The organism is Aeromonas sp. 600724, assembly GCF_049175135.1.
GTDB classification, from domain to species: domain Bacteria; phylum Pseudomonadota; class Gammaproteobacteria; order Enterobacterales; family Aeromonadaceae; genus Aeromonas; species Aeromonas veronii_A.
On record NZ_JAAKUM010000004.1, the window covers coordinates 1 to 20,999 of the forward strand.

18 protein-coding genes and 3 tRNA genes are annotated in these 20,999 nt (G+C 60.6%); 10 read left to right on the top strand and 11 right to left on the bottom strand.

Annotated elements, in window-relative coordinates; all coding sequences use genetic code 11:
- The 9 genes from G5168_RS04710 to pncC form a co-directional block, all read right to left on the bottom strand.
- Positions 1-77 (bottom strand) — tRNA-Arg (locus tag G5168_RS04710).
- A gap of 100 nt (positions 78-177) precedes the next feature.
- Positions 178-254, bottom strand: a tRNA-Arg gene (locus G5168_RS04715).
- A gap of 3 nt (positions 255-257) precedes the next feature.
- Positions 258-350, bottom strand: a tRNA-Ser gene (locus G5168_RS04720).
- A gap of 213 nt (positions 351-563) precedes the next feature.
- Positions 564-752, bottom strand: a complete 189-nt coding sequence (gene csrA, locus G5168_RS04725) for a carbon storage regulator CsrA (RefSeq protein WP_005336053.1) — start codon at positions 750-752, stop codon at positions 564-566.
- A 103-nt stretch (positions 753-855) separates the two neighbouring features.
- The gene (locus tag G5168_RS04730; protein ID WP_005336054.1) at positions 856-2,094 is read right to left on the bottom strand and encodes an aspartate kinase; all 1,239 of its coding nucleotides are present in this window, start codon (positions 2,092-2,094) and stop codon (positions 856-858) included.
- A gap of 16 nt (positions 2,095-2,110) precedes the next feature.
- A complete protein-coding gene (alaS, locus tag G5168_RS04735) occupies positions 2,111-4,735 on the bottom strand; it encodes an alanine--tRNA ligase (protein ID WP_040068996.1) in 2,625 nt (874 codons plus the stop codon).
- A gap of 295 nt (positions 4,736-5,030) precedes the next feature.
- Positions 5,031-5,540 (bottom strand): regulatory protein RecX, encoded by a 510-nt coding sequence (locus tag G5168_RS04740; RefSeq protein WP_216954517.1) that lies wholly within the window; start codon positions 5,538-5,540, stop codon positions 5,031-5,033.
- Between the two features lie 44 nt (positions 5,541-5,584).
- On the bottom strand, positions 5,585-6,649 hold the full coding sequence (gene recA, locus G5168_RS04745; RefSeq protein ID WP_216952794.1) for a recombinase RecA: 1,065 nt from the start codon (positions 6,647-6,649) through the stop codon (positions 5,585-5,587).
- 80 nt (positions 6,650-6,729) lie between these two features.
- Positions 6,730-7,221, bottom strand: a complete 492-nt coding sequence (pncC, locus tag G5168_RS04750; protein WP_216949740.1) for a nicotinamide-nucleotide amidase — start codon at positions 7,219-7,221, stop codon at positions 6,730-6,732.
- A 250-nt stretch (positions 7,222-7,471) separates the two neighbouring features.
- Between pncC and mutS the strand changes: the two genes are divergently transcribed.
- A complete protein-coding gene (mutS, locus tag G5168_RS04755) occupies positions 7,472-10,063 on the top strand; it encodes a DNA mismatch repair protein MutS (protein WP_421251898.1) in 2,592 nt (863 codons plus the stop codon).
- Between the two features lie 104 nt (positions 10,064-10,167).
- Here the strand turns inward: mutS and ydiK are convergent, their stop codons facing one another.
- Complete coding sequence (ydiK, locus tag G5168_RS04760) at positions 10,168-11,259, bottom strand: AI-2E family transporter YdiK (RefSeq protein ID WP_323912399.1); 1,092 nt, start codon at positions 11,257-11,259, stop codon at positions 10,168-10,170.
- Positions 11,256-12,644, bottom strand: a complete 1,389-nt coding sequence (locus G5168_RS04765) for a bifunctional NUDIX hydrolase/phosphatase PAP2 family protein (RefSeq protein WP_421251899.1) — start codon at positions 12,642-12,644, stop codon at positions 11,256-11,258. Before G5168_RS04765 ends, ydiK begins: the two co-directional genes overlap by 4 nt.
- A 185-nt stretch (positions 12,645-12,829) precedes the next feature.
- Here G5168_RS04765 and G5168_RS04770 point away from each other — a divergent pair, with 185 nt between their 5' ends.
- The 9 genes from G5168_RS04770 to G5168_RS04810 all read left to right on the top strand — a co-directional run bounded on the left by G5168_RS04770 (position 12,830) and on the right by G5168_RS04810 (position 20,965).
- Complete coding sequence (locus G5168_RS04770; RefSeq protein ID WP_005340143.1) at positions 12,830-13,210, top strand: hypothetical protein; 381 nt, start codon at positions 12,830-12,832, stop codon at positions 13,208-13,210.
- A 256-nt stretch (positions 13,211-13,466) separates the two neighbouring features.
- Positions 13,467-13,865 (top strand): ribosome-associated heat shock protein Hsp15, encoded by a 399-nt coding sequence (gene hslR, locus G5168_RS04775; RefSeq protein ID WP_227341494.1) that lies wholly within the window; start codon positions 13,467-13,469, stop codon positions 13,863-13,865.
- A gap of 78 nt (positions 13,866-13,943) precedes the next feature.
- Entirely contained in the window at positions 13,944-14,828 is an 885-nt protein-coding gene (gene hslO, locus G5168_RS04780; protein ID WP_421251976.1) for an Hsp33 family molecular chaperone HslO, read from the top strand.
- Positions 14,829-14,977: 149 nt separating this feature from the next.
- Complete coding sequence (pckA, locus tag G5168_RS04785; RefSeq protein ID WP_421172705.1) at positions 14,978-16,603, top strand: phosphoenolpyruvate carboxykinase (ATP); 1,626 nt, start codon at positions 14,978-14,980, stop codon at positions 16,601-16,603.
- A gap of 193 nt (positions 16,604-16,796) precedes the next feature.
- The gene (locus G5168_RS04790) at positions 16,797-17,462 is read left to right on the top strand and encodes a GntR family transcriptional regulator (RefSeq protein WP_005340138.1); all 666 of its coding nucleotides are present in this window, start codon (positions 16,797-16,799) and stop codon (positions 17,460-17,462) included.
- A 33-nt stretch (positions 17,463-17,495) separates the two neighbouring features.
- Complete coding sequence (locus G5168_RS04795; RefSeq protein WP_421251900.1) at positions 17,496-19,298, top strand: aminopeptidase P family protein; 1,803 nt, start codon at positions 17,496-17,498, stop codon at positions 19,296-19,298.
- 86 nt (positions 19,299-19,384) lie between these two features.
- Complete coding sequence (locus G5168_RS04800; RefSeq protein WP_179902684.1) at positions 19,385-19,789, top strand: nitrous oxide-stimulated promoter family protein; 405 nt, start codon at positions 19,385-19,387, stop codon at positions 19,787-19,789.
- A 112-nt stretch (positions 19,790-19,901) separates the two neighbouring features.
- Positions 19,902-20,378: a GNAT family N-acetyltransferase gene (locus tag G5168_RS04805; protein WP_139405189.1), complete on the top strand. Its 477-nt coding sequence runs from the start codon at positions 19,902-19,904 to the stop codon at positions 20,376-20,378.
- A 119-nt stretch (positions 20,379-20,497) separates the two neighbouring features.
- Positions 20,498-20,965, top strand: a complete 468-nt coding sequence (locus G5168_RS04810; RefSeq protein ID WP_266134592.1) for a glycine zipper 2TM domain-containing protein — start codon at positions 20,498-20,500, stop codon at positions 20,963-20,965.
- The last annotated feature ends 34 nt before the right edge of the window (positions 20,966-20,999 follow it).

Consider the following 20,999-nt stretch of genomic DNA (forward strand, 5'->3'; position numbering starts at 1 on the left):
TGGTGCGCCCGAGAGGATTCGAACCTCTGACCACCTGGTTCGTAGCCAGGTACTCTATCCAGCTGAGCTACGGGCGCCCTGTTTTAAAACGATAAAAAAAGCTTACTTATCAGTAAGCCTTTTCCAAAGTGTCGACTTGCTGATGGTCAACACATGACTCTTGCTTGAGTCGTAATATGGTGCGCCCGAGAGGATTCGAACCTCTGACCACCTGGTTCGTAGCCAGGTACTCTATCCAGCTGAGCTACGGGCGCAAATGGCGGAGAAGGGGGGATTCGAACCCCCGATGCGGGTATAAGCCGCATACTCCCTTAGCAGGGGAGCGCCTTCAGCCTCTCGGCCACCTCTCCGTTTGCGGGGCTGATAATACTTCACAGGGATTTTTAGTCAAACACTTTTTTGGAGAAAAAAGTGCGTTCGCTCAGCATTTGGTCAAAGCGTGGAATATTCAAACAATATCGGCACTTATCCCGCAGTTTCGCGCCCTGCAGGGCGATTTCAGGGGGCCGAAAAAACAAAAGGCGACACATGAGGTGTCGCCTTGTCACAGCCATGAAAGTGGCTTAGAAGCCCGGTTGGCCCGGAACTTTCTCGGCCTGGATGCGCTGGTAGATCTCTTCGCGGTGTACGGAGACCTCTTTCGGCGCGTTAACACCGATACGGACCTGGTTGCCTTTAACGCCCAGTACGGTGACAGTCACTTCATCACCAATCATCAGGGTTTCCCCAACACGACGAGTCAAAATAAGCATTCGCTTGCTCCTGTATCCTGTTTTGTTTTTATATCGATATGCGACATTATCTAACAAAGATACCGATATGGTAAATGGTTGAAACTAAATCAATCAGAGATTGTTAGCCCAAGGGCTGCTCTTGCGGTGCCTGATCCAACCCGAAAGCCGCGTGCAGGGCCCGCACCGCCAGCTCCAGATACTTCTCGTCAATCACCACAGAGATTTTGATTTCAGAGGTCGAGATCAACTGCATGTTGATCCCCTCCTCGCCCAATACCTTGAACATGGTGCGCGCAACACCGGGATGGTTCCACATGCCGACACCGACAATGGAAACCTTGGCAATTTCGCCATTTCCCTGCACGCAGGAGGCGCCAAGTTCGGTGGCGGTCTCCTCCAACAGAGCCCGGGCACGGCGATAGTCATCACGATTCACCGTGAAGGTGAAGTCGGCGGTGCCATCTCCCAGGGTGTTCTGCACAATCATGTCGACATCAATGTTGGCGTCGCTGATCGGATTCAGGATCTGCGCGGCAACGGTTGGTCTGTCCGGCACGCCCAGAATGGTCAGGCTGGCCTCGTTGCGGTTAAAAGCGATCCCGGATACCAGGGGAGCTTCCATCCTATCACCTCCATATGTGATTAAGGTTCCCTCTCCATCGATAAAGCTCGACAGCACCCGCAGCGGGACGCGGTACTTGCCCGCAAACTCCACCGAGCGGATCTGCAGCACCTTGGCGCCGAGACTGGCCATCTCCAGCATCTCCTCGAAGGTGATGGTGTCGAGACGACGAGCCTTGGGCTCGATGCGCGGATCCGTGGTGTATACCCCATCCACATCGGTAAATATCTGGCACTCATCAGCCTTGATGGCCGCCGCCACGGCAACCGCCGTGGTATCCGAACCGCCGCGGCCCAGCGTCGTGATGGCGTTATGCTCGTCACGGCCCTGGAAACCGGCGATCACCACCACCTTGCCCGCAGCCAGTTCGGCATGAACCAGCTCGGTGTCGATGTGGGTGATGCGCGCCTTGCCATAGGCGGAATCGGTATGAATCCGTACCTGATCGCCAGTCATCGAGACCGCCGGGCAACCGCGTTTGTTCAACGCGATGGCCAGCAGCGCTATGGTGACCTGCTCACCGGTGGAGACCAGTACATCCATCTCGCGCCGGTTGGCATCAGGATCCAGCTGCTGGGCCATGCCCAGCAACCGGTTGGTTTCGCCCGACATGGCGGAGACAACCACCACCACGTCGTGTCCCTGGGCGCGGGTCTGCTCGACCCGCTCAGCTACCGCCTCGATCCGCTCCAGTGTGCCGACCGAGGTGCCGCCGTACTTCTGTACATAGAGTGCCACAGATCACCTCGCCCGATTACAGGCGCTCTTCCAGCCAGGAGTGAACGGATTGCAGCGCTGCCGGCACCGCCTCAGGCTGGGTACCACCCGCCTGTGCCATGTCCGGACGGCCACCGCCCTTGCCCCCCACCTGCTGGGCAACCAGATTGACCAGCTCACCGGCCTTGACCTTGCCGGTCAGGTCGTTGGTGACGCCCGCGATCAGGTTGACCTTGCCGTCGGCACAGGTGGCCAGCAGCACGACACCGGACTTCATCTGGTTCTTCAGCTCGTCCAGCATGCCGCGCAGGGATTTCGGATCGGCCCCTTCCAGCGCTGCAACCAGCACCTTCTGACCGTTGATCTCGATCACCTGACCCAGCAGATCGTTACCAGCCTGAGCGGCCAGCTTGGCCTTAAGCTGCTCCAGCTCGCGCTCCATCATCTTGGCCTTGTCCAGCATCTGGCGAACCTTGTCGGCGATGCAGAACTGGTCACCTTTCACCAGTGCAGCAGCCTCTTCGATCTGCTCGCCAACCTGATGCATGAAGTCGATGGCCGCTTTGCCGGTCACCGCTTCGATACGGCGCACGCCAGCAGCAATACCGCTCTCGGCGATGATCTTGAAGAAGCCGATATCACCGGTACGCTTGGCGTGAGTACCGCCGCACAGCTCGGTGGAGTAGTCGCCCATGCGCACCACGCGCACGTCGTCTTCATATTTTTCACCAAACAGAGCCATGGCACCGGCGGACTTGGCCGCTTCCAGATCCATCAGCTGGGTGGTGATTTCGTGGTTGGCGCGGATCTGGTTGTTGACCAGCTCCTCGACCCGGCGAATGGTCGCCATGGTCAGCCCCTCGAAGTGGGAGAAGTCGAAACGCATGCGCTCGGCTCCAACCAGAGAACCTTTCTGGGTGACGTGCTCGCCCAGAGCCTGACGCAGAGCTGCGTGCAGCAGGTGAGTCACGGAGTGGTTCAGGGCGATGGCCTGACGACGGTCAGCGTCTACCACGGCCTCAACCTCGGCCCCTTTCTCCAGGGTGCCCAACTCCATATAACCCTTGTGGATGATCGCCTTGCCCGCTTTCAGGGTATCAGTCACGGCAAAGATGCCGTCGTCCACTTTCAGGGTACCGCTGTCGCCAATCTGGCCGCCGGACTCGGCGTAGAAAGGGGTCTCTTCCAGCACGATGACAGCTTCGTCACCGGCGATGAGACCGCTCACCTCTTCCACACCCTTGTAGATACCGACCACGCGGGTACGCTCGGTCAGGGTCTTGTAACCGGTGAAGGGGGTCTCGAAGTCGAGCTTGAGCATCTCGTTGTAGTTCACGCCGAAGCTGGAGGCTTCCTTGGCACGAGCACGCTGCTTCTCCATCTCGGCCTTGAAGCCCTCTTCGTCGATGCCGATCTCGCGCTCGCGCACCACGTCGGCAGTCAGGTCGGCCGGGAAGCCGTAAGTGTCGTAGAGCTTGAAGACCACTTCGCCCGGAATAACCTTGGCATCGCCCAGGTTGGCCAGAGCATCTTCCAGCAGCAGCAGACCGCGATCCAGCGTGCGGACGAACTGCTCCTCTTCGATGCGCAGCACTCGCTCGACCAGCGGCAGCTGGGCGATCAGCTCGGCAGCGACGTCTTTCATCTGCACCGCCAGCTCGGCAGCCAGTTTGTAGAAGAAGACATCGGTAGCGCCCAGCTTGCGACCGTGACGCACGGCGCGGCGGATGATGCGACGCAACACATAGCCACGACCTTCGTTGGACGGCATCACGCCATCTGCCACTAGGAAGGCGCAGGAGCGGATGTGGTCAGCGATGACGCGCAGGGACTGGTTGCTCAGATCGGTGGTGCCGACAATCTCGGCCGCTTTCTTGATCAGCGCCTGGAAGATGTCGATTTCATAGTTGGAGTGGACACCCTGCATGATGGCGGAGATACGCTCCAGACCCATGCCGGTATCCACGGACGGACGGGGCAGCGGCTCCATGGTGCCGTCAGCCTGACGGTTGAACTGCATGAACACCACGTTCCAGATCTCGATGAAACGGTCGCCATCCTCTTCCGGTGAGCCGGGACGGCCACCCCAGATGTGATCGCCGTGGTCGTAGAAGATCTCGGTGCAGGGACCGCACGGACCGGTATCGCCCATCGCCCAGAAGTTGTCGGAAGCGTACGGTGCCCCCTTGTTGTCACCGATGCGTACGATGCGATCGGCCGGCACACCGACCTCTTTTTCCCAGATGTCGAAAGCTTCATCGTCAGTCGCGTAGACGGTCACCAGCAGGCGCTCTTTCGGCAGCTGCAGCACCTCGGTCAGGAAACCCCATGCAAACTTGATGGCATCCTGTTTGAAGTAGTCGCCGAAGCTGAAGTTGCCCAGCATTTCGAAGAAGGTGTGGTGACGAGCGGTATAGCCGACGTTTTCCAGATCGTTGTGCTTACCACCGGCACGCACGCAACGCTGGGAAGTCGTCGCGCGATTGTAGGCACGCTTGTCTGCGCCAAGGAACACGTCCTTGAACTGGTTCATACCCGCGTTGGTAAACAACAGGGTCGGGTCGTTATGCGGTACCAGCGAGCTGGAGGAGACAACCTGGTGCCCCTGGGAACGGAAATACTCGAGAAACGCAGCGCGAATCTCTGACGTGGACATATACATGGAAAATCCTGCTTGATTCGAATACGGACTTTTAACCGCATTAATGTAAGTTTTCTGCGGGGTAAAGTAAAACGGACAGGGCCGCCACGGGCGAAAAAGCGCACATAAACGGGCCAGAAAAGAGCGCCACTGCTCACAGTGGCTTTTTTCACTGTCGAGAGGCAAAAAAGCAGCGCAGAAAGAGGGATGAGATGAACAAAAGGCGGCTTTTTCGGAATTGCGCTCGCAACCTACTGAGCCGGCAGGAAAAACCTGCAACAAGGAGAGGTAAAACGACTGTTGCCACGCAGCGGCGTTACTCCTCCCGCTCCTGCAGGGCCGAGATAGCGTAACGCGCCTGATCCTGGGTAAAGCCGCGCCCCAGCAGATATTTGAGCCACTTCATCCGCAGCTTAAAATCGGCCAGATCGGCAATTTTTGCCCGTCGCTCCAGCAGTTCGAAGGCAAGCTCGAACCAGTCCAGCTCGGGTTGCTCGAAGGCGGCATCGATCTGGCCATCATCCAGCCCCTTACGACGCAGGTCGAAACGGATCTTGAGCGGGCCATGTCCCTTGGCGGCGCCAGCCCGCACCGCCATGGCACCATATCGCTCGTCATTGACCCAGTTATAACCGCGGCAATAGTCGACCACCGCCTCGATCACATCTTCCTGATAGCCCTGCTGGCACAGGCGTCTGGCCAGCTCCGATTCGGCACTCTCGCGGCGGGCCAGACTGCGCATGGCATAGCCGCGGGCTGCGGCCAGCTGTTCGGCAAAGGTCGGCTCGGCGGGCTCGAGCGATTCGGTCACGGATTCATCTACCATCATAAATAACAAGGCCGGGTATCTACCCGGCCTTCCTTTGTTCCTTATTCGAACTCTTGTTCGCTTTCGGCATCGAACTCTTCTGCCTCAACCGGTGTAGCCTTGTCATCGACAGGTACGGCACCGGAGAGCAGCAGCTCGCGCAGTTTGGCTTCCACTTCACCAGCCAGCGCCTTGTTCTCGGCGAACAGCTTCATCACGTTGGCTTTGCCCTGACCAATCTTCTCGCCGTTGTAGCTGTACCAGGCGCCCGCCTTGTCGATCAGCTTGTGCTTGACGCCAAGGTCAACCAGCTCGCCCTCTTTGGAGATACCGGCACCGTAGAAGATCTGGAATTCGGCCTGCTTGAAGGGAGGAGCCACCTTGTTCTTCACTACCTTGACGCGGGTCTCGTTACCGACCACTTCGTCGCCTTCCTTGATGGCGCCGGTACGACGGATATCCAGACGCACGGAGGCGTAGAACTTGAGCGCGTTACCACCGGTAGTGGTCTCCGGGCTACCGAACATGACGCCGATCTTCATCCGGATCTGGTTGATGAAGATGCACAGGCAGTTGGCGTTCTTGATGTTGGCAGTCAGCTTGCGCAGTGCCTGGGACATCAAACGGGCCTGCAGGCCAACGTGGGAATCCCCCATCTCCCCTTCGATTTCCGCTTTCGGGGTCAGGGCCGCCACGGAGTCGACGATGATGACGTCAACCGCGTTGGAGCGAACCAGCATGTCGCAGATCTCCAGCGCCTGTTCACCGGTATCCGGCTGAGAGATCAGCAGGTCGTCGACGTTGACGCCCAGCTTGGCAGCATAGATAGGGTCGAGGGCGTGTTCCGCATCGACGAAGGCACAGGTTTTGCCTTTCTTCTGGGCTTCCGCGATCACCTGCAGGGTAAGGGTGGTTTTACCGGAAGATTCCGGGCCGTAGATTTCGACGATACGGCCACACGGCAGACCGCCGATCCCCAGAGCCACGTCCAGCGAGAGGGAACCGGTAGAGATGGCTTCGATATCCATGGTCTTGCTGTCGCCCAGACGCATGATGGAACCTTTGCCGAACTGCTTTTCAATCTGACCCAGCGCAGCCGCCAGTGCCTTCTGTTTGTTCTGATCCATGCCAATCTCCGCTGGAAATCGTGAGTAAGAAGTGAAGTTGGGCTAAGTATACTGTCTATTCATACAGTATCAAGCCCAATTTATCTGAGCAGGGCCAACAGACCCGACAAGGCCTGTCTCACCGCCTGCTGGCGTACCTGTCGGCGATCTCCGTCGAAGCGGGCCAGCAGGGAGTGGTGACGACCATTGCGGTCGGCCCAGGCGAACCAGACGGTGCCGACCGGCTTGCCTTCGGTGGCGCCGCCGGGGCCGGCGATGCCGCTGATGGCAACGCTGATGGAGGCAGACGAGTGCGCCAGCGCGCCGCGGGCCATCTCCAGCACCACCGCCTCGCTCACCGCGCCGTGCCGCTCAAGGCTCTCGCTGCTCACCCCCAACATCTGCTGTTTGGCCTCGTTGGTGTAGGTGACAAATCCGCGATCGAACCAGCCGGAGCTACCCGCGATGTCGGTGATGGCCGTAGCCACCCCACCGCCGGTACAGGATTCGGCGGTCGCCGCCAGCCAGCCCCGTTGACCGAGGGCCCGTCCCAGCTCGATGGCAAGGTGCTCTATCTCTGCATCCAGTTTCATCACGACTCCTTCTGATCCGCTCAAGAGGCACATTATGCGATCCCGCTAGCGCCGCCCGCAACCACGGCAGACCGCCCTTGCCTGCCGCAATGTGAGGTACCGCACCGGAGCCATGCCTTCAATAGTGCAGAACAACCGCGCCCGGAACACCCGCTCCCCCGCCGCGGCGCTTATGTGTAGAATGGCGCCATCAAGCTCAAGGCTCATCACCGCAGACACCGGCCCGCAGAGGCCCCTTCTGGAACAGAACATGACCGCACAACACCAAGCCAGCGGCGCCACAAGCTCCGCTCCCGGCGCCAATCTGAGCGCCCACACGCCCATGATGCAGCAGTACCTTGGCCTCAAGGCCGAGAACCCGGAGATCCTGCTGTTCTACCGGATGGGCGACTTCTACGAGCTGTTCTATGACGATGCCCGCAAGGCCTCTCAGCTGCTCGACATCTCCCTGACCAAGCGCGGCCAGTCGGCGGGCAGCCCCATCCCGATGGCGGGGGTGCCCTATCACGCTATCGAAGGGTATCTGGCCAAGTTGGTGCAGCTCGGCGAGTCGGCCGCCATCTGCGAACAGGTGGGGGATCCCGCCACCAGCAAGGGGCCTGTGGAGCGCAAGGTCATTCGCATCATCACCCCGGGTACCGTCTCCGACGAGGCTTTGCTCAGCGAGCGACAGGACAACCTGATCGCCGCCGTCTATCACGATGGCCGCCGCTTCGGTTACGGCACCATGGACATCGGCTCCGGCCGCTTCTTCATCAACCAGTTCGAGAAAGAAGAGACCTTGCTGGCAGAGCTGCAGCGCACCAATCCGGCCGAACTGCTCTACCCGGAATCGTTCGAGTTCCTGCACCATATAGAGGGTCGCCGCGGCCTGCGTCGCCGCCCGGAGTGGGAGTTTGAGCTGGGCACCGCCCGCAAACTGCTCTGCCAGCAGTTCGGCACCCAGGATCTGGTGGGATTTGGCGTCGACAAGAGCGAGACCGCCCTGTGCGCCGCTGGTTGTCTGATGCAGTACGTAAAGGACACCCAGCGCACCGCCCTGCCCCACATCCGCAGCGTGCGCCTGGAGCAGCCGGATCACGCGGTCATCATGGATGCCGCCACCCGCCGCAATCTGGAGCTGACCCAGAATCTGGCCGGTGGCTACGAAAATACCCTGGCCGAGGTGCTGGATCGCACCGCCACCCCCATGGGCAGCCGCCTGCTCAAGCGCTGGATCCACCAGCCGATCCGCGATCGGGTGATCCTGAAAGGTCGCCAGAGCACCATCCATACGCTTATCGAGCAGAACCTCTACGATGAACTGGGCAGCCTGCTGCGTCAGGTCGGGGATGTGGAGCGGGTGCTGGCGCGCCTCGCCCTGCGCTCGGCCCGCCCGCGCGACCTCACCCGGCTGCGTCAGGCCTTCGCCCAGCTGCCCGAGCTACAGCGTCTGCTGGCGGACAACGAACACGAAGCGGTGCAACAACTGGCCGAGCGTGCCAGCACCTTCCCCGAGCTGCTCGACCTGCTGGAGCGCGCGGTGATGGAGGTGCCGCCGGTGCTGATCCGCGATGGTGGCGTCATCCGTGACGGCTTCAATCAGGAGCTGGACGAGCTGCGGGATCTCGCCAACGGCGCCACCGCCAGCCTCGCCCGCATCGAGGAGCGGGAGAAGCTGCTGACCGGTATCAACACTCTAAAGGTGGGTTACAACAAAGTGCACGGCTTCTATATCGAGGTGAGCCGCGCCAACAGCCATCTGGTGCCGGCCCACTACATCCGCCGCCAGACCCTCAAGAACAACGAACGCTACATCATCGATGAGCTGAAGAAGTACGAGGACAAGGTACTCACCGCCCAGTCCCAGGCGCTGGCGCTGGAAAAACGGCTCTACGAAGAGCTGCTCGATGCCCTGCTGCCCCACCTCGGCGATCTGCAGGATTCCGCCGCCGCACTGGCGGAGCTGGACGTACTGGCCAACCTGGCCGAGCGGGCCGAGACCCTCGACTATCGCTGCCCGACCCTCATCGATGAGGATCAGATCCTGATCGAGGCGGGCCGCCATCCGGTGGTTGAGCAGGTAATGACAGATCCCTTTATCGCCAACCCCATCCGGCTGGAGCGGGAGCGGCGGATGCTGATCATCACGGGTCCCAACATGGGCGGTAAATCGACCTACATGCGCCAGACCGCGCTGATCGTGCTACTGGCCCATATCGGCGCCTTCGTCCCCGCCGACAGCGCCCGCATCGGCCCCATCGACCGTATCTTCACCCGCATCGGGGCGTCAGACGATCTCGCCTCCGGCCGCTCCACCTTTATGGTGGAGATGACCGAGACCGCCAATATCCTCAACAACGCCACCGCCCGCAGTCTGGTGCTGATGGACGAGATTGGCCGCGGCACCAGCACCTACGACGGCCTCTCGCTGGCGTGGGCCTGTGCCGAACAGCTGGCGAGTAAGATTGGCGCCTACACCCTGTTCGCCACCCACTACTTCGAGCTGACCCGCCTGCCCGAGCTGATGAGCGGGCTGGCCAACGTCCACCTCGATGCGGTGGAGCACGGCGACACCATTGCCTTTATGCACGCGGTGCAGGAAGGGGCGGCCAGCCGCTCCTACGGTCTGCAAGTGGCAGCGTTGGCCGGGGTGCCGAAATCGGTGATCCAGCAGGCCCGTCACAAACTGCATGAGCTGGAGAGCGCCACCCCGGTCGCCGCCGGTGAAAGCCGCCCGGCTCCGGTGACCCTCGCCCCGCAGCCTCATCCGGTGGTGGAAGAGCTGGAAGCGCTGCGCCCGGACGAGCTCACCCCGCGCCAGGCACTGGACCTGCTCTATCGCCTCAAGCAGATGCTGTGAACAACCGCTGCGGCTCAGGTATGAAACAACTGGCCTGACGCTGTCATCATCAACAAAAGAGCCGCCCATCGGGCGGCTCTTTGCATCGTCTTTTTATAGAACCGTCAATCTATACTGGGCGCTGCCGCGATATGGGTCGCCTCTGACTGGTGGTCACCCTCCTTGATCCAGGCATCCAGCAAGGTATAAGCCACAGCCAGCACCACGGGGCCGATAAAGAGACCGATAATCCCCATGGTCAGCAAGCCACCGATTACCCCCACCAGAATGAGGATCAGCGGCAGGTCGGCGCCCCGCTTGATCAGGAAGGGGCGCAGGAAGTTGTCCATGGTGCCCGCAATCAATGACCACACCAGCAGGAAGGTGCCCCAGGTGGTGTCGCCGCTCCAGTAGAGGTAGCCGATACAGGCCAGCAGCACCGGGAAGGGGCCGATCTGGGCGACGATCAACAGGAACATCACCACCACCAGCACCATGGCGTAAGGGATACCGGCAATCAGCAGGCCGACACCGGCTACCGAGGATTGCACCAGCGCAGTCACCACCACCCCCATCGCCACGGCGCGGATCGCCTGTGAAGCAAGCACGGTGGCGTTGTCACCACGCTGACCCGCCAGCCGGTGGGCAAAGCGGCGAATGCCGGTCGCCACCACTTCCCCCGAGTGATAGAGCACACCACAGATACCGACCGTCAGCAGGAAGTGGACAAACAACAGCCCCAGATTACCGGCCTGAGAGGCCAACCAGCGGGCGGTCTGGCCAAAATAGGGGGCCAGCTTGGCAAACAGCACCTGACCACCGCTCGCCAGAATTTGCTGCCAGAAGTCATAGAGCTTGTCGCCCACCAGAGGGATCTGTTGCAGCCAGAGCAACTCCGGCGGCGGTGACTGGCTGATATGGGTACCCAGCTCGATCAGCATGGGCGCCTTCTCCGCCACATTGGCCAGCGTCATAAAGAGCGGGATAACGAACATCAGCAGCAGCACCAGCGTCATAAAGAGGGCCGCCAGGGTGCGCTTGCCCCACAACAGCCGCTGCACCATCAACATCAGTGGCCAGGTGGCGATGGTGATCATGGTGGCCCACACCAGCGCAGGCAGGAAAGGCTGCAACACCAAGAAACAGGAGATAATCAGGATGCTGAGAAACAGCACCCCCAGGGTTATCTTGGCCAAATCCACTTTTTTCACATTCATAGAGTTCCCTTGTCAGAGCCGTTGCCCTTGGGTCGTGTGTCGCATTTCAAGAAAGAGAGTATCCACCAGAGGCCAGCGCTCAACCAGAGCCCCAGCCCGAAAAAGAGCACAAACTGACCAAGCAGTATAGCCAGCGAACTGCTGGTCAGCAGTGGCAGCGCCCAGAGTCCCGCCCCGATCACCGCGCCCCCCGCCAGCGTAACCGCGCCAGTCACAATGGGGGGATAACCGCCGCGGGTCAGGGAGCGCAAACCGCCAACCCAGAGCCCGAGGGCCGCCAGCCCGATCCCGGTCAGATGGGCCGATTGGGTCAGTCCCCCGAGCGCCAGCGCCGCGGCAATCAGCAGCAACCAGCCTGCCACAAGCCCATCCGTACGCCAGCAGGGACGAGCAGCCAGCAGTATGGCGCCCATCAGCAGCCCCGCCACTACGTCAGAGATAAAGTGTGCCCCAAGCCAGACCCGCGCCAGACCGGTGGTAAGGGCCAGCAGCAGCGCCAGCGAGTAGGCCTGTCCGCGCCGGGCAGGCCAGAGCCAGCCAAGCAGCGCGCCCCAGAACAGCAGGGCCGATGCGGTGTGACCGCTCGGCATGCCAAAGCCCTGGGCACTGTGAGTCGCCAGTTCAGGTTGCAGATGGAAGGGACGCGGCCAGCCGATCCCCTCCTTGCTCGCCTGCACCAGCAAGCCGAGCCAGAGCATGGCGAACAGCAGCTGGCGCAGTCGCGGCCACCCCAGCAGCGGGAGCAGCAAAGGTATCAGGGCAAGCTGAAAGCCGCCTGAACCAAACAGATTGCTGACCGACAGCCACCAGACATCGGGCCCCAGCCACTGTTGCAGCCGCAGCATCAGCGGGATCTCGGCCTGATGCAGCGCATTGCCCTGCGCCACAAAATCGGCCTGCCAGCGCACCTCGCTCTCGGGCACCTTATCCAGTCGGGATTGCAGCCAGTCGAGCTGCTCCGGGAAGCGGCGCTGTGCGCGGGGGAGCTTGTCCACCGCGATCAAGCGGGCGTTGAGGATCTCGCCACCCAGATTGGGGGCCTGCAGCAGCGAGACAAAATCGGAATCTTGCTGGGCGACGATAGGCTCAAGAGTGCGACAGGCAAAGACCTGCGCTTTCTGCCAGCGGCCAAGATCCGCGACGACTTCGCCGCGCAGACCGGTCTCTTCATACAGCTCGCGCAGCGCCGCCTGCTCGGGGCTCTCGCCGCCATCGATATAGCCACCGCTCAGGCTGTAGCGGGAGGAGATGCGATCCTGCACCAGCAGCAGTTGATCCTGATGGCGGATGGCGCAGGCGGCTGCCGTTGGGCCAGCCGGTTCGGCACTCAGGGCTGGCAGAGCGGCAAACAACGCCAGCAACAGTAAAAAGAGGGTTCTCGACATCAATTTGCTTTCCCTATGCACAATGGCGACAAGCCTCCCAGAAATCAGATAGTTGGGCAATGGTGGCGACCGGATCGCCGTCGTTCCCGCCGCAATGGAGGTGCACGGAAGATTGCGATGAAGCAGGGCACTCCCTACTATTGGCGGCTATCTTCAATTTCATGCAGCAAACGCTGGAGCCCTCCATGAGACAGTTCGGCTTTTTCCTCGGCATCGCCATCGGTGTCATTTTGATCCTGTTCGGCAGCATCGTCATCTTCCAGGCGCTCCCTGCCGCACTGGATGTGCTGGAGATGCCAAGCCGCATCCCGTTCGTGCGCGAGGTCTACACCTGGCTGATGACCAGCGCCAACGGCCTCACCGCCCAGCTGGAGCAGAACTTCTTGGAAGCCTTCCAGACCGTGCTCAAGCTGATCCTGCTCATCACCTTCATGTGGGTCTGCGTCAAGCTGGTCAACATGGGGGTGCTGATTATCCGCGCCGGGGTTGATCTGATCCGCACCGCCATCGCCCACAGCGAAGGCCCCCACGACCAGAAGAAGCCGGATCAGCACGATCACTTCTGACTCTGATATGGTCGATGGATGTGAACGCTGCCGCCCCCAACCGGGGCGGCAGTGTTATATGCGCGGTATGAAGGCCCTTCCCAGCCCCCATGGATACCCGATAAAGCAGCGGCTTTCCCTTGTGAATCAGCAAACTGCCCATATGTTGCATCACCTTGGCATGGTTTGCGCCCCGCGCGGCGGCTGCCCGGTTTCTATCCCGCCCCCGGGCTCTGGTATAATCGACCGCCTCTTTTCCCCGTTATGGAGCCTGTTCATGGCCAATCATGCAGAAAACGCCCTCGAGGTTCGGCTCGACAAGTGGCTGTGGGCGGCCCGGTTCTACAAGACCCGCTCGCTGGCGCGGGATCAGATTGACGGCGGCAAGGTGCACTACAATGGTCAGCGCAGCAAGCCGGGCAAACAGGTGGAAGTGGGTGCGCTGATCCGCTTCTGGCAGGGGCAGGATGAGCGGGAAGTGCGGGTGCTGGCCATCAGCGATCAGCGCAAATCGGCACCGCTCGCCCAGCAGCTCTATGAAGAGACCGCCGAAAGCCTGAAAAAACGGGCCGAAAACAGCGAGGCGCGCCGCTTCAACAGCCAGTTTGCGCCGAGCCCGGAGCGTCGCCCCGACAAGCAGGAGCGGCGCCAGCTGCTCAAGGTCAAACAGTACTGACCGACCCCGATTTGATACCGGGCTGGCCGCAACCCCAGCCCGCCCGATTTACCTCACCGAAGAACCCAGGAACATATGATGAGCAACCAAGATCTGCTGTATCGCTATCTGTTTGAAGAGTACGAAGTACGTGGCGAGCTGGTCCAGCTGGATCACACCTACCGCCACGTGGTGGAAGCCCAGAACTACCCGGTGCAGGTGCAAAAACTGCTGGGCGAGCTGCTGGTCGCCACCAGCCTGCTGACCGCCACCCTCAAGTTTGAAGGTTCCATCACCGTACAGCTGCAGGGCGATGGCCCGGTGCGTCTGGCCGTCATCAACGGTGACCACAACCAGCAGCTGCGCGGCGTGGCCCGCTTTGAAGGCGAACTGCCGAGCGACAACAAGCTGCAGAGCCTGATCGGCAACGGCCAGCTGATCATCACCATCACCCCGGATCAGGGCGAGCGCTATCAGGGCATCATCGCGCTGGACGCCGACACCCTGGCTGGCTGTCTGGAGCACTACTTTGCCCAGTCCGAGCAGCTGGCGACCAAGCTGTGGATCCGTACCGGTTACCATGAAGGGGAACCCCGCGCTGCCGGCATCATGCTGCAGGAGCTGCCCGCCCAGAGCGAAGATCACAGCAACGACTTCGAGCACCTGACCCAGCTCACCAGCACCATCAAGGATGAAGAGCTGTTCGGTCTGGAAGCGGAAGAGATCCTCTACCGTCTCTACCATCAGGACAAGGTGCGGGTGTTCGATCCGCAGGCGGTCGAGTTCCGCTGCACCTGCTCCCGCGAGCGCTGCGAAGGGGCCCTGCTACAGATAGAAAAGGAAGAGGTGATGGATATGGTGCAGGAGCTCGGCAAGATCGACATGCACTGTGATTATTGCGGCGCCCAGTACCAATTTAATGGGATCGATGTCGAAACCCTGTTCAGCAGGGCTCCCGGCAATGATGCAAACAAGTTACACTAATTAAAGGCGGGCAAAACCCGCCTTTAACTTTAATAACAAAAAAATACCCTATTTTATAAAGTTTGATGGCGATCGCTAAACTCTACCACCTAAGTGATAGGATGAACGTCAGATAGAACCCTACAAACCTCTGAACCCAGGAGAATACAATGACAATCGTGGCAGAACCCACCCTGGCCCAACAATTAGGACTGGACCAGTACGGCATCAAAAACAGCCAGGAAATCGTTCGCAACCCCTCTTACGAGCAGCTTTTCGCTGAAGAGACTCGCCCTGACCTGGAAGGGTTCGAGCGCGGCGTCGTCACCGAACTGGGCGCCGTCAACGTCAACACCGGTATCTTTACCGGCCGCTCTCCGAAAGATAAATATATCGTCAAAGATGCCACTACCCAGGATACTGTGTGGTGGTCTGACCAGGGTAAAAACGATAACAAAGCCATTACCCCCGAAGTGTGGTCACATCTGAAAGGGCTGGTCACCAAACAGCTCTCCGGCAAGCGCCTGTTTGTGGTAGACGGCTTCTGCGGTGCCAACCCGGACACCCGCCTGGCCGTGCGCATCATCACCGAGGTGGCCTGGCAGGCACACTTCGTGAAAAACATGTTCATCCGCCCGAGCGAGGAAGAGCTGAAAACCTTCAAGCCTGACTTCGTGGTGATGAACGGTGCCAAGTGCACCAACCCGAACTGGAAGGAGCAGGGTCTCAACTCCGAGAACTTTGTTGCCTTCAACATGACCGAGAAGATGCAGCTCATCGGTGGCACCTGGTACGGTGGCGAGATGAAGAAGGGCATGTTCTCCATGATGAACTACTTCCTGCCCCTGCGCGGCATTGCCTCCATGCACTGCTCCGCCAACGTGGGTCAGGATGGTGACGTAGCCATCTTCTTCGGCCTCTCCGGCACCGGCAAGACCACCCTCTCCACCGATCCCAAGCGTCAGCTGATCGGCGATGACGAGCACGGCTGGGATGACCACGGCGTGTTCAACTTCGAAGGGGGCTGCTACGCCAAGACCATCAAGCTCTCCGAAGAGGCCGAGCCGGACATCTACCACGCCATCCGCCGCGATGCGCTGCTGGAGAACGTGACCGTTGCTGCCGATGGCACCATCGACTTCGATGATGGCTCCAAGACCGAGAACACCCGCGTCTCCTACCCCATCTATCACATCGAAAACATCGTCAAGCCGGTATCCAAGGCAGGTCACGCCACCAAGGTGATCTTCCTGACCGCTGACGCCTTCGGCGTGCTGCCCCCGGTCTCCAAGCTGACCAAGGAGCAGACCAAGTACCACTTCCTGTCTGGCTTCACCGCCAAACTGGCCGGTACCGAGCGCGGCATCACAGAGCCGACTCCGACCTTCTCCTCCTGCTTCGGCGCAGCCTTCCTCTCCCTGCACCCGACCAAGTACGGTCAGGAGCTGGTGAAACGGATGGAAGCGGCAGGTGCAGAGGCCTATCTGGTCAACACTGGCTGGAACGGCACCGGCAAGCGCATCTCCATCAAGGATACCCGCGCCATCATCGACGCCATTCTGGATGGCTCCATCGAGAAGGCCGAAACCAAGGTGCTGCCGATCTTCAATCTGGAGATCCCGACCGAGCTTCACGATGTGAACCCGGCGATCCTGGACCCGCGCGATACTTATGCCGACAAGGCCGAGTGGGACGCCAAGGCGCAGGATCTGGCCCAGCGCTTCATCAAAAACTTCGAGCGCTTCACCGACAATGAAGAGGGCAAGCGTCTGGTTGCGGCAGGCCCGCAGCTGTAACAGGCTCGCTTCGTATCAGTGACATCATGCCGGTCAGCCACGCTGACCGGCATTTTTGTTTTTGTGGAGACCCGAACGCCGCCATCGCCCCCGTTAAAGGGGCCCAAACCTTGCCTTTGCCCATTGTGACAGGTTAGATTCAGCCAAACTTTATACAATATACAATTCTGTAACGCCCAATCGTGACCCGACCATGACCCCACCCTACAAGACCCGAACCCAGATGGTGATGGAAAACCTCCGTGGCCGGATCCTCCGTGGGGAGTTCCCCGCTGGCGCCCCCTTGCGTCAGGATGCCATTGCCAAAGAGCTGGCCGTGAGCCGCATTCCGGTGCGCGAAGCCCTGATGCAGTTGGAAGCGCAGGGGCTGGTGAAGTTCGAAGCCCATCGCGGCGCCGTGGTCACCATGCTGGACGCCTCGGCCATTGAAGAGCTCTTTTATTTGCGAGCGCTGCTGGAAGCCGATACCCTGTTTCACGCCGTCGACAAGATGACGGAAGCCACCTTCGCACAAGCGGAGGCGATCCTCGCCCAGTTTGATCACGCCCTGGAGTCAGGCACCCAGATTGAACATTGGGCCGAGTTGAACCACAGCTTTCACGCCACCCTCTATCAGGCAGCCGGTCGCCCCCAGGCACTTGAACTGATCGCCCAGATCAATCTGAGCTGTGACCGCTATGTCCGCTTCGAGCTGCTGTTTGCCAGCGACGGGGTGGACAAGGCGGAGCGTGAACACGCCCAATTGCTGGAACTGTGCCGCGCCCGGCGCAAGCACGAGGCGGTGGTGCTGCTAAGGCAGCATATCGAAGCAGCGGGTCAGTCGATCAAGCGGATCCTGGCCAGCGGCCATAAAAACTGAACACTCATATAGCAACCATCTGGCACTAACGACATGAATAATTTCGAGATAATTGAAACCCGCGTCGCCCAAGTCAGGGCCGAGCTGGCCATGCAGGAGTTGGACGCCTTTATCGTCCCCCACGATGATGAGCACCTCGGCGAGTACATCCCCGCCTATGCCGAGCGGCTTGACTGGCTCACCGGTTTCAACGGCTCTGCCGGCGTCGCCATCATCATGGCCCAGCGGGCAGCCCTCTTTGTCGATGGTCGCTATACGGTGCAGGCGCGGATGCAAACTCCCGCCGAACTGTTCGAATTCCTCCACCTCATTGAAAATCCCCATGTACAGTGGCTGGCCGAGCAGCTGCCGTCAGGCTCCCGGGTTGGCTTCGATGCCCGTCTGCACAGCCTGACCTGGTACAAGAATGCCAAGGCCGTGCTGGCCGACCGCGGTATCGAGCTGATCCGCGTCGAGCAGAACCCCATCGACCTGAACTGGAGCGATCGCCCGGAGCCGACCAAGAGCCCGGTCATCCTCTACAGCGAGGAGCTGGCAGGCCAGTCCAGCCAGTCCAAACGTGAACAGCTGGCGGCGGACCTGCGCAAGCGCGGGCTGGATGCGGTGCTGCTGACCCAGGCCGAGCCCATCAACTGGCTGCTCAACCTGCGCGGCCGCGATATCGACCGGCTGCCGGTGGTGCTGGGCTTTGCGGTGCTCTACGCCAACACCAGCATGGATTTCTTCGTCGATACCGACAAAATTGACTGCTTCGCCTTCACCCAGCACGTGGGGCAGGATGTCTCCGTCTACCCCATCGACAAGCTGGGCGACGTGCTGCAACGCATCGGTGAAGATCAGCAGAAGGTGCTGGCCGATCCGGACAGCGCCAACGCCTGGACCCAGCTCGTCATGGAAGAGGCGGGCGCCATTCTGGTGGCAGGGCAAGACCCGACCATGCTGCCGAAAGCGTGCAAGAACGAAATCGAACTGACCGGCATGCGCGCCGCTCACCTGCGTGATGGCGTGGCCATGACCCGCTTCCTCGCCTGGCTGGATCGGCTGGTCGCCTCCGGCGAGTTCGAGGGGGTGGATGAAGGCACCCTGGCCGATCAGGTGGAAGCGTTCCGCCGCGAGCAGGAGCACTACGTCGAGCCGAGCTTCGATACCATCTCCGCACTCGGCCCCAACGCCGCCATGTGCCACTACCACCACACCAACGGCACCCCGCGCGCGTTCGGTCAGGACAGCCTTTATCTGCTGGACTCCGGCGCCCAGTATATGGATGGCACCACCGACATCACCCGCACCATCAAGGTGGGTGAGGTGAGCGACGAGCAGAAAGCGATGTTTACCCGGGTACTGCAGGGCCATATCGCGCTGGATCAGGCCCGCTTCCCCCGCGGCACCGCCGGTATCCAGCTCGACGTGCTGGCCCGTATGCCGCTGTGGCAAGCCGGTTACAACTACGACCACGGCACCGGTCACGGCGTCGGCCACTTCCTGAGTGTCCACGAAGGGCCCCAGCGCATCGCGCCGAAAGGGAGCATGGTTGCCCTGCAACCGGGCATGGTGCTCTCCAACGAGCCGGGCTACTACCGTGAAGATGGCTTCGGCATCCGCTGCGAGAACCTGGTGGTGGTGACCGAGTTGGAACAGGTTGGCGAGCTGCCGATGCTCGGCTTCGAGCGCCTGACATACGTGCCGTTCGATACCCGCCTGATCGATCGCAGCCTGCTGAGCCCGGCCGAATTCCGCTGGATCAATGAATACCACGCCGAGGTGTTCCGTCGTCTGAGCCCGCTGCTCGAGGGCGAGGATCTCGCCTGGCTGGAGCAGGCAACCAGCCTCATCTGATGACACAGGGCCTGCGGGCCCTGTTTTTTATCCCCCATTTGACCTGTATCAACACCCCAAGCGAGCAGGTCAGGAGAATGGCGGCCATGAAAAGTCATCATGCCAGCCCAGCCCGGGGCTCACACGCCGCAGCCAGCAAAAAGGCGAGTGACCACCCCAGACTCATGCGCGAGCAGCAGACGGTCAGCGCCATGATCCGCCTCTACTGCCAGCACCATCATCAGGATCCCCACTGCCGTCACTGTCGCCAGTTGCGGGATTTCGCCCATCAGCGCCTTCGTCGCTGCCGTTATGGCCACGGCCACAAACCCACCTGCGCCAACTGCAATATCCACTGCTACGCCCCGGCGATGCGCAAACAGATCCAGCAGGTGATGAAGTGGAGCGGCCCGCGCATGTTGCTGCGCCACCCCTGGCTCACCCTTCGCCACCTGCTCGACGGCTTTCGCAAGGCTCCCAAACTGCCCCACAGCAGACCGCTGCCGCCATAACCGCCAATCCCTTGCATCCGGCAGGGGATGACCACTACCCTATGACTCCTTTTCTGCCGTTGGCCCCAAGGTCAGCGGCATTGCCGATCCGTTTGCTGCCGATGGAGTCCTGATGCACCACAACCCACCCCTGCTACGCACCGCCACCCACAATGACATGCACGCCATCTGGCAGATCGATGCCAAAGTCTTTGGTGAAGATGTCTATCCCGCCTTCTTCTTCCGTCAGGCGATGGATTTGTGGCCCGAGTTGTTGCTGGTGGCCGAATACGAGGGGCAACTGGTGGGTTATGTGCTGGGTGGCTTTGGTCAGGAGCGGTCGCAAGGCTGGGTGCTCTCGCTGGCGGTGCTGCCCGAGGCGCGCGGTTTCGGCCTCGCGGAGCGGATGATGCGCCAGATGGAGGCCAACCAGCAGGCGCTGCAGATAAGCGAACTGCGGCTCACGGTCGATCCGGCCAATCCGGCCCAGCGCCTCTACTACCGTCTTGGCTATCAACTGGTTGAAGAGGTCGCCGACTACTTCGGCCCCGGCGAGGATCGGCTTGTGCTGGTTAAAACCCTCTCCGGTACAGCTGCGATTCAAGGATAAAACCGGTTACAGAACGCATAATTGGTTACATTTTGCCGATTTCATGTCCCGCTTGCTTGGAGTAAAGTTCAATTCATCAAACTGATTGTTTGAATTCTATTCAGCCTTGGAGGCCCATCATGTTGAAACGTATGACCCTTATTGCCCTGCTGGCCGCCACTACCGTCACCGGTTGCGCCAACAGCGATGTCTACTCTGGCGATGTCTACACCAAAGACCGTGCCAAGCAGGTACAAACCGTCAGCTATGGCACCATCATCTCCACCCGCCCGGTGAAGATCCAGGCCGATGAGAACTCCCTGATTGGCACCATTGGCGGCGCCGTAGTCGGCGGCCTGCTGGGCAGCACCATAGGCGGCGGCACCGGCCGTGATATCGCCACAGCAGGTGGTGCCATTGCCGGCGCGGCAGCCGGCAAGGCCGCTGGCGACAAACTCAACCAGGTCGACGGCGTCGAGCTGGAGATCAAGAAAGAGAACGGCGAAGCCATCGTGGTCGTGCAGAAAGCCAGCCCCACCTTCACCCCGGGTGCTCGCGTGCGCATGACCCAGGGCAATGGCAGCATCAACGTGGCCGTCGTGAACTAAGCGTGTGAACTCAGGCTTTGCAGCTTTAGAGTCA

Excerpts from the sequence above, each read along its gene's own strand:
- G5168_RS04810 (WP_266134592.1), top strand. The coding sequence starts at position 20,498 with ATGTTGAAACGTATGACCCTTATTGCCCTGCTGGCCGCCACTACCGTC.
- G5168_RS04800 (WP_179902684.1), top strand. The coding sequence starts at position 19,385 with ATGAAAAGTCATCATGCCAGCCCAGCCCGGGGCTCACACGCCGCAGCC.
- G5168_RS04795 (WP_421251900.1), top strand. The coding sequence starts at position 17,496 with ATGAATAATTTCGAGATAATTGAAACCCGCGTCGCCCAAGTCAGGGCC.
- G5168_RS04805 (WP_139405189.1), top strand. The coding sequence starts at position 19,902 with ATGCACCACAACCCACCCCTGCTACGCACCGCCACCCACAATGACATG.
- recA (WP_216952794.1), bottom strand. The coding sequence starts at position 6,649 with ATGGATCAGAACAAACAGAAGGCACTGGCGGCTGCGCTGGGTCAGATT.
- G5168_RS04790 (WP_005340138.1), top strand. The coding sequence starts at position 16,797 with ATGACCCCACCCTACAAGACCCGAACCCAGATGGTGATGGAAAACCTC.
- csrA (WP_005336053.1), bottom strand. The coding sequence starts at position 752 with ATGCTTATTTTGACTCGTCGTGTTGGGGAAACCCTGATGATTGGTGAT.
- pncC (WP_216949740.1), bottom strand. The coding sequence starts at position 7,221 with ATGAAACTGGATGCAGAGATAGAGCACCTTGCCATCGAGCTGGGACGG.
- ydiK (WP_323912399.1), bottom strand. The coding sequence starts at position 11,259 with ATGAATGTGAAAAAAGTGGATTTGGCCAAGATAACCCTGGGGGTGCTG.
- hslO (WP_421251976.1), top strand. The coding sequence starts at position 13,944 with ATGAGCAACCAAGATCTGCTGTATCGCTATCTGTTTGAAGAGTACGAA.
- hslR (WP_227341494.1), top strand. The coding sequence starts at position 13,467 with ATGGCCAATCATGCAGAAAACGCCCTCGAGGTTCGGCTCGACAAGTGG.
- G5168_RS04770 (WP_005340143.1), top strand. The coding sequence starts at position 12,830 with ATGAGACAGTTCGGCTTTTTCCTCGGCATCGCCATCGGTGTCATTTTG.
- G5168_RS04765 (WP_421251899.1), bottom strand. The coding sequence starts at position 12,644 with ATGTCGAGAACCCTCTTTTTACTGTTGCTGGCGTTGTTTGCCGCTCTG.
- alaS (WP_040068996.1), bottom strand. The coding sequence starts at position 4,735 with ATGTATATGTCCACGTCAGAGATTCGCGCTGCGTTTCTCGAGTATTTC.
- mutS (WP_421251898.1), top strand. The coding sequence starts at position 7,472 with ATGACCGCACAACACCAAGCCAGCGGCGCCACAAGCTCCGCTCCCGGC.
- G5168_RS04740 (WP_216954517.1), bottom strand. The coding sequence starts at position 5,540 with ATGGTAGATGAATCCGTGACCGAATCGCTCGAGCCCGCCGAGCCGACC.
- pckA (WP_421172705.1), top strand. The coding sequence starts at position 14,978 with ATGACAATCGTGGCAGAACCCACCCTGGCCCAACAATTAGGACTGGAC.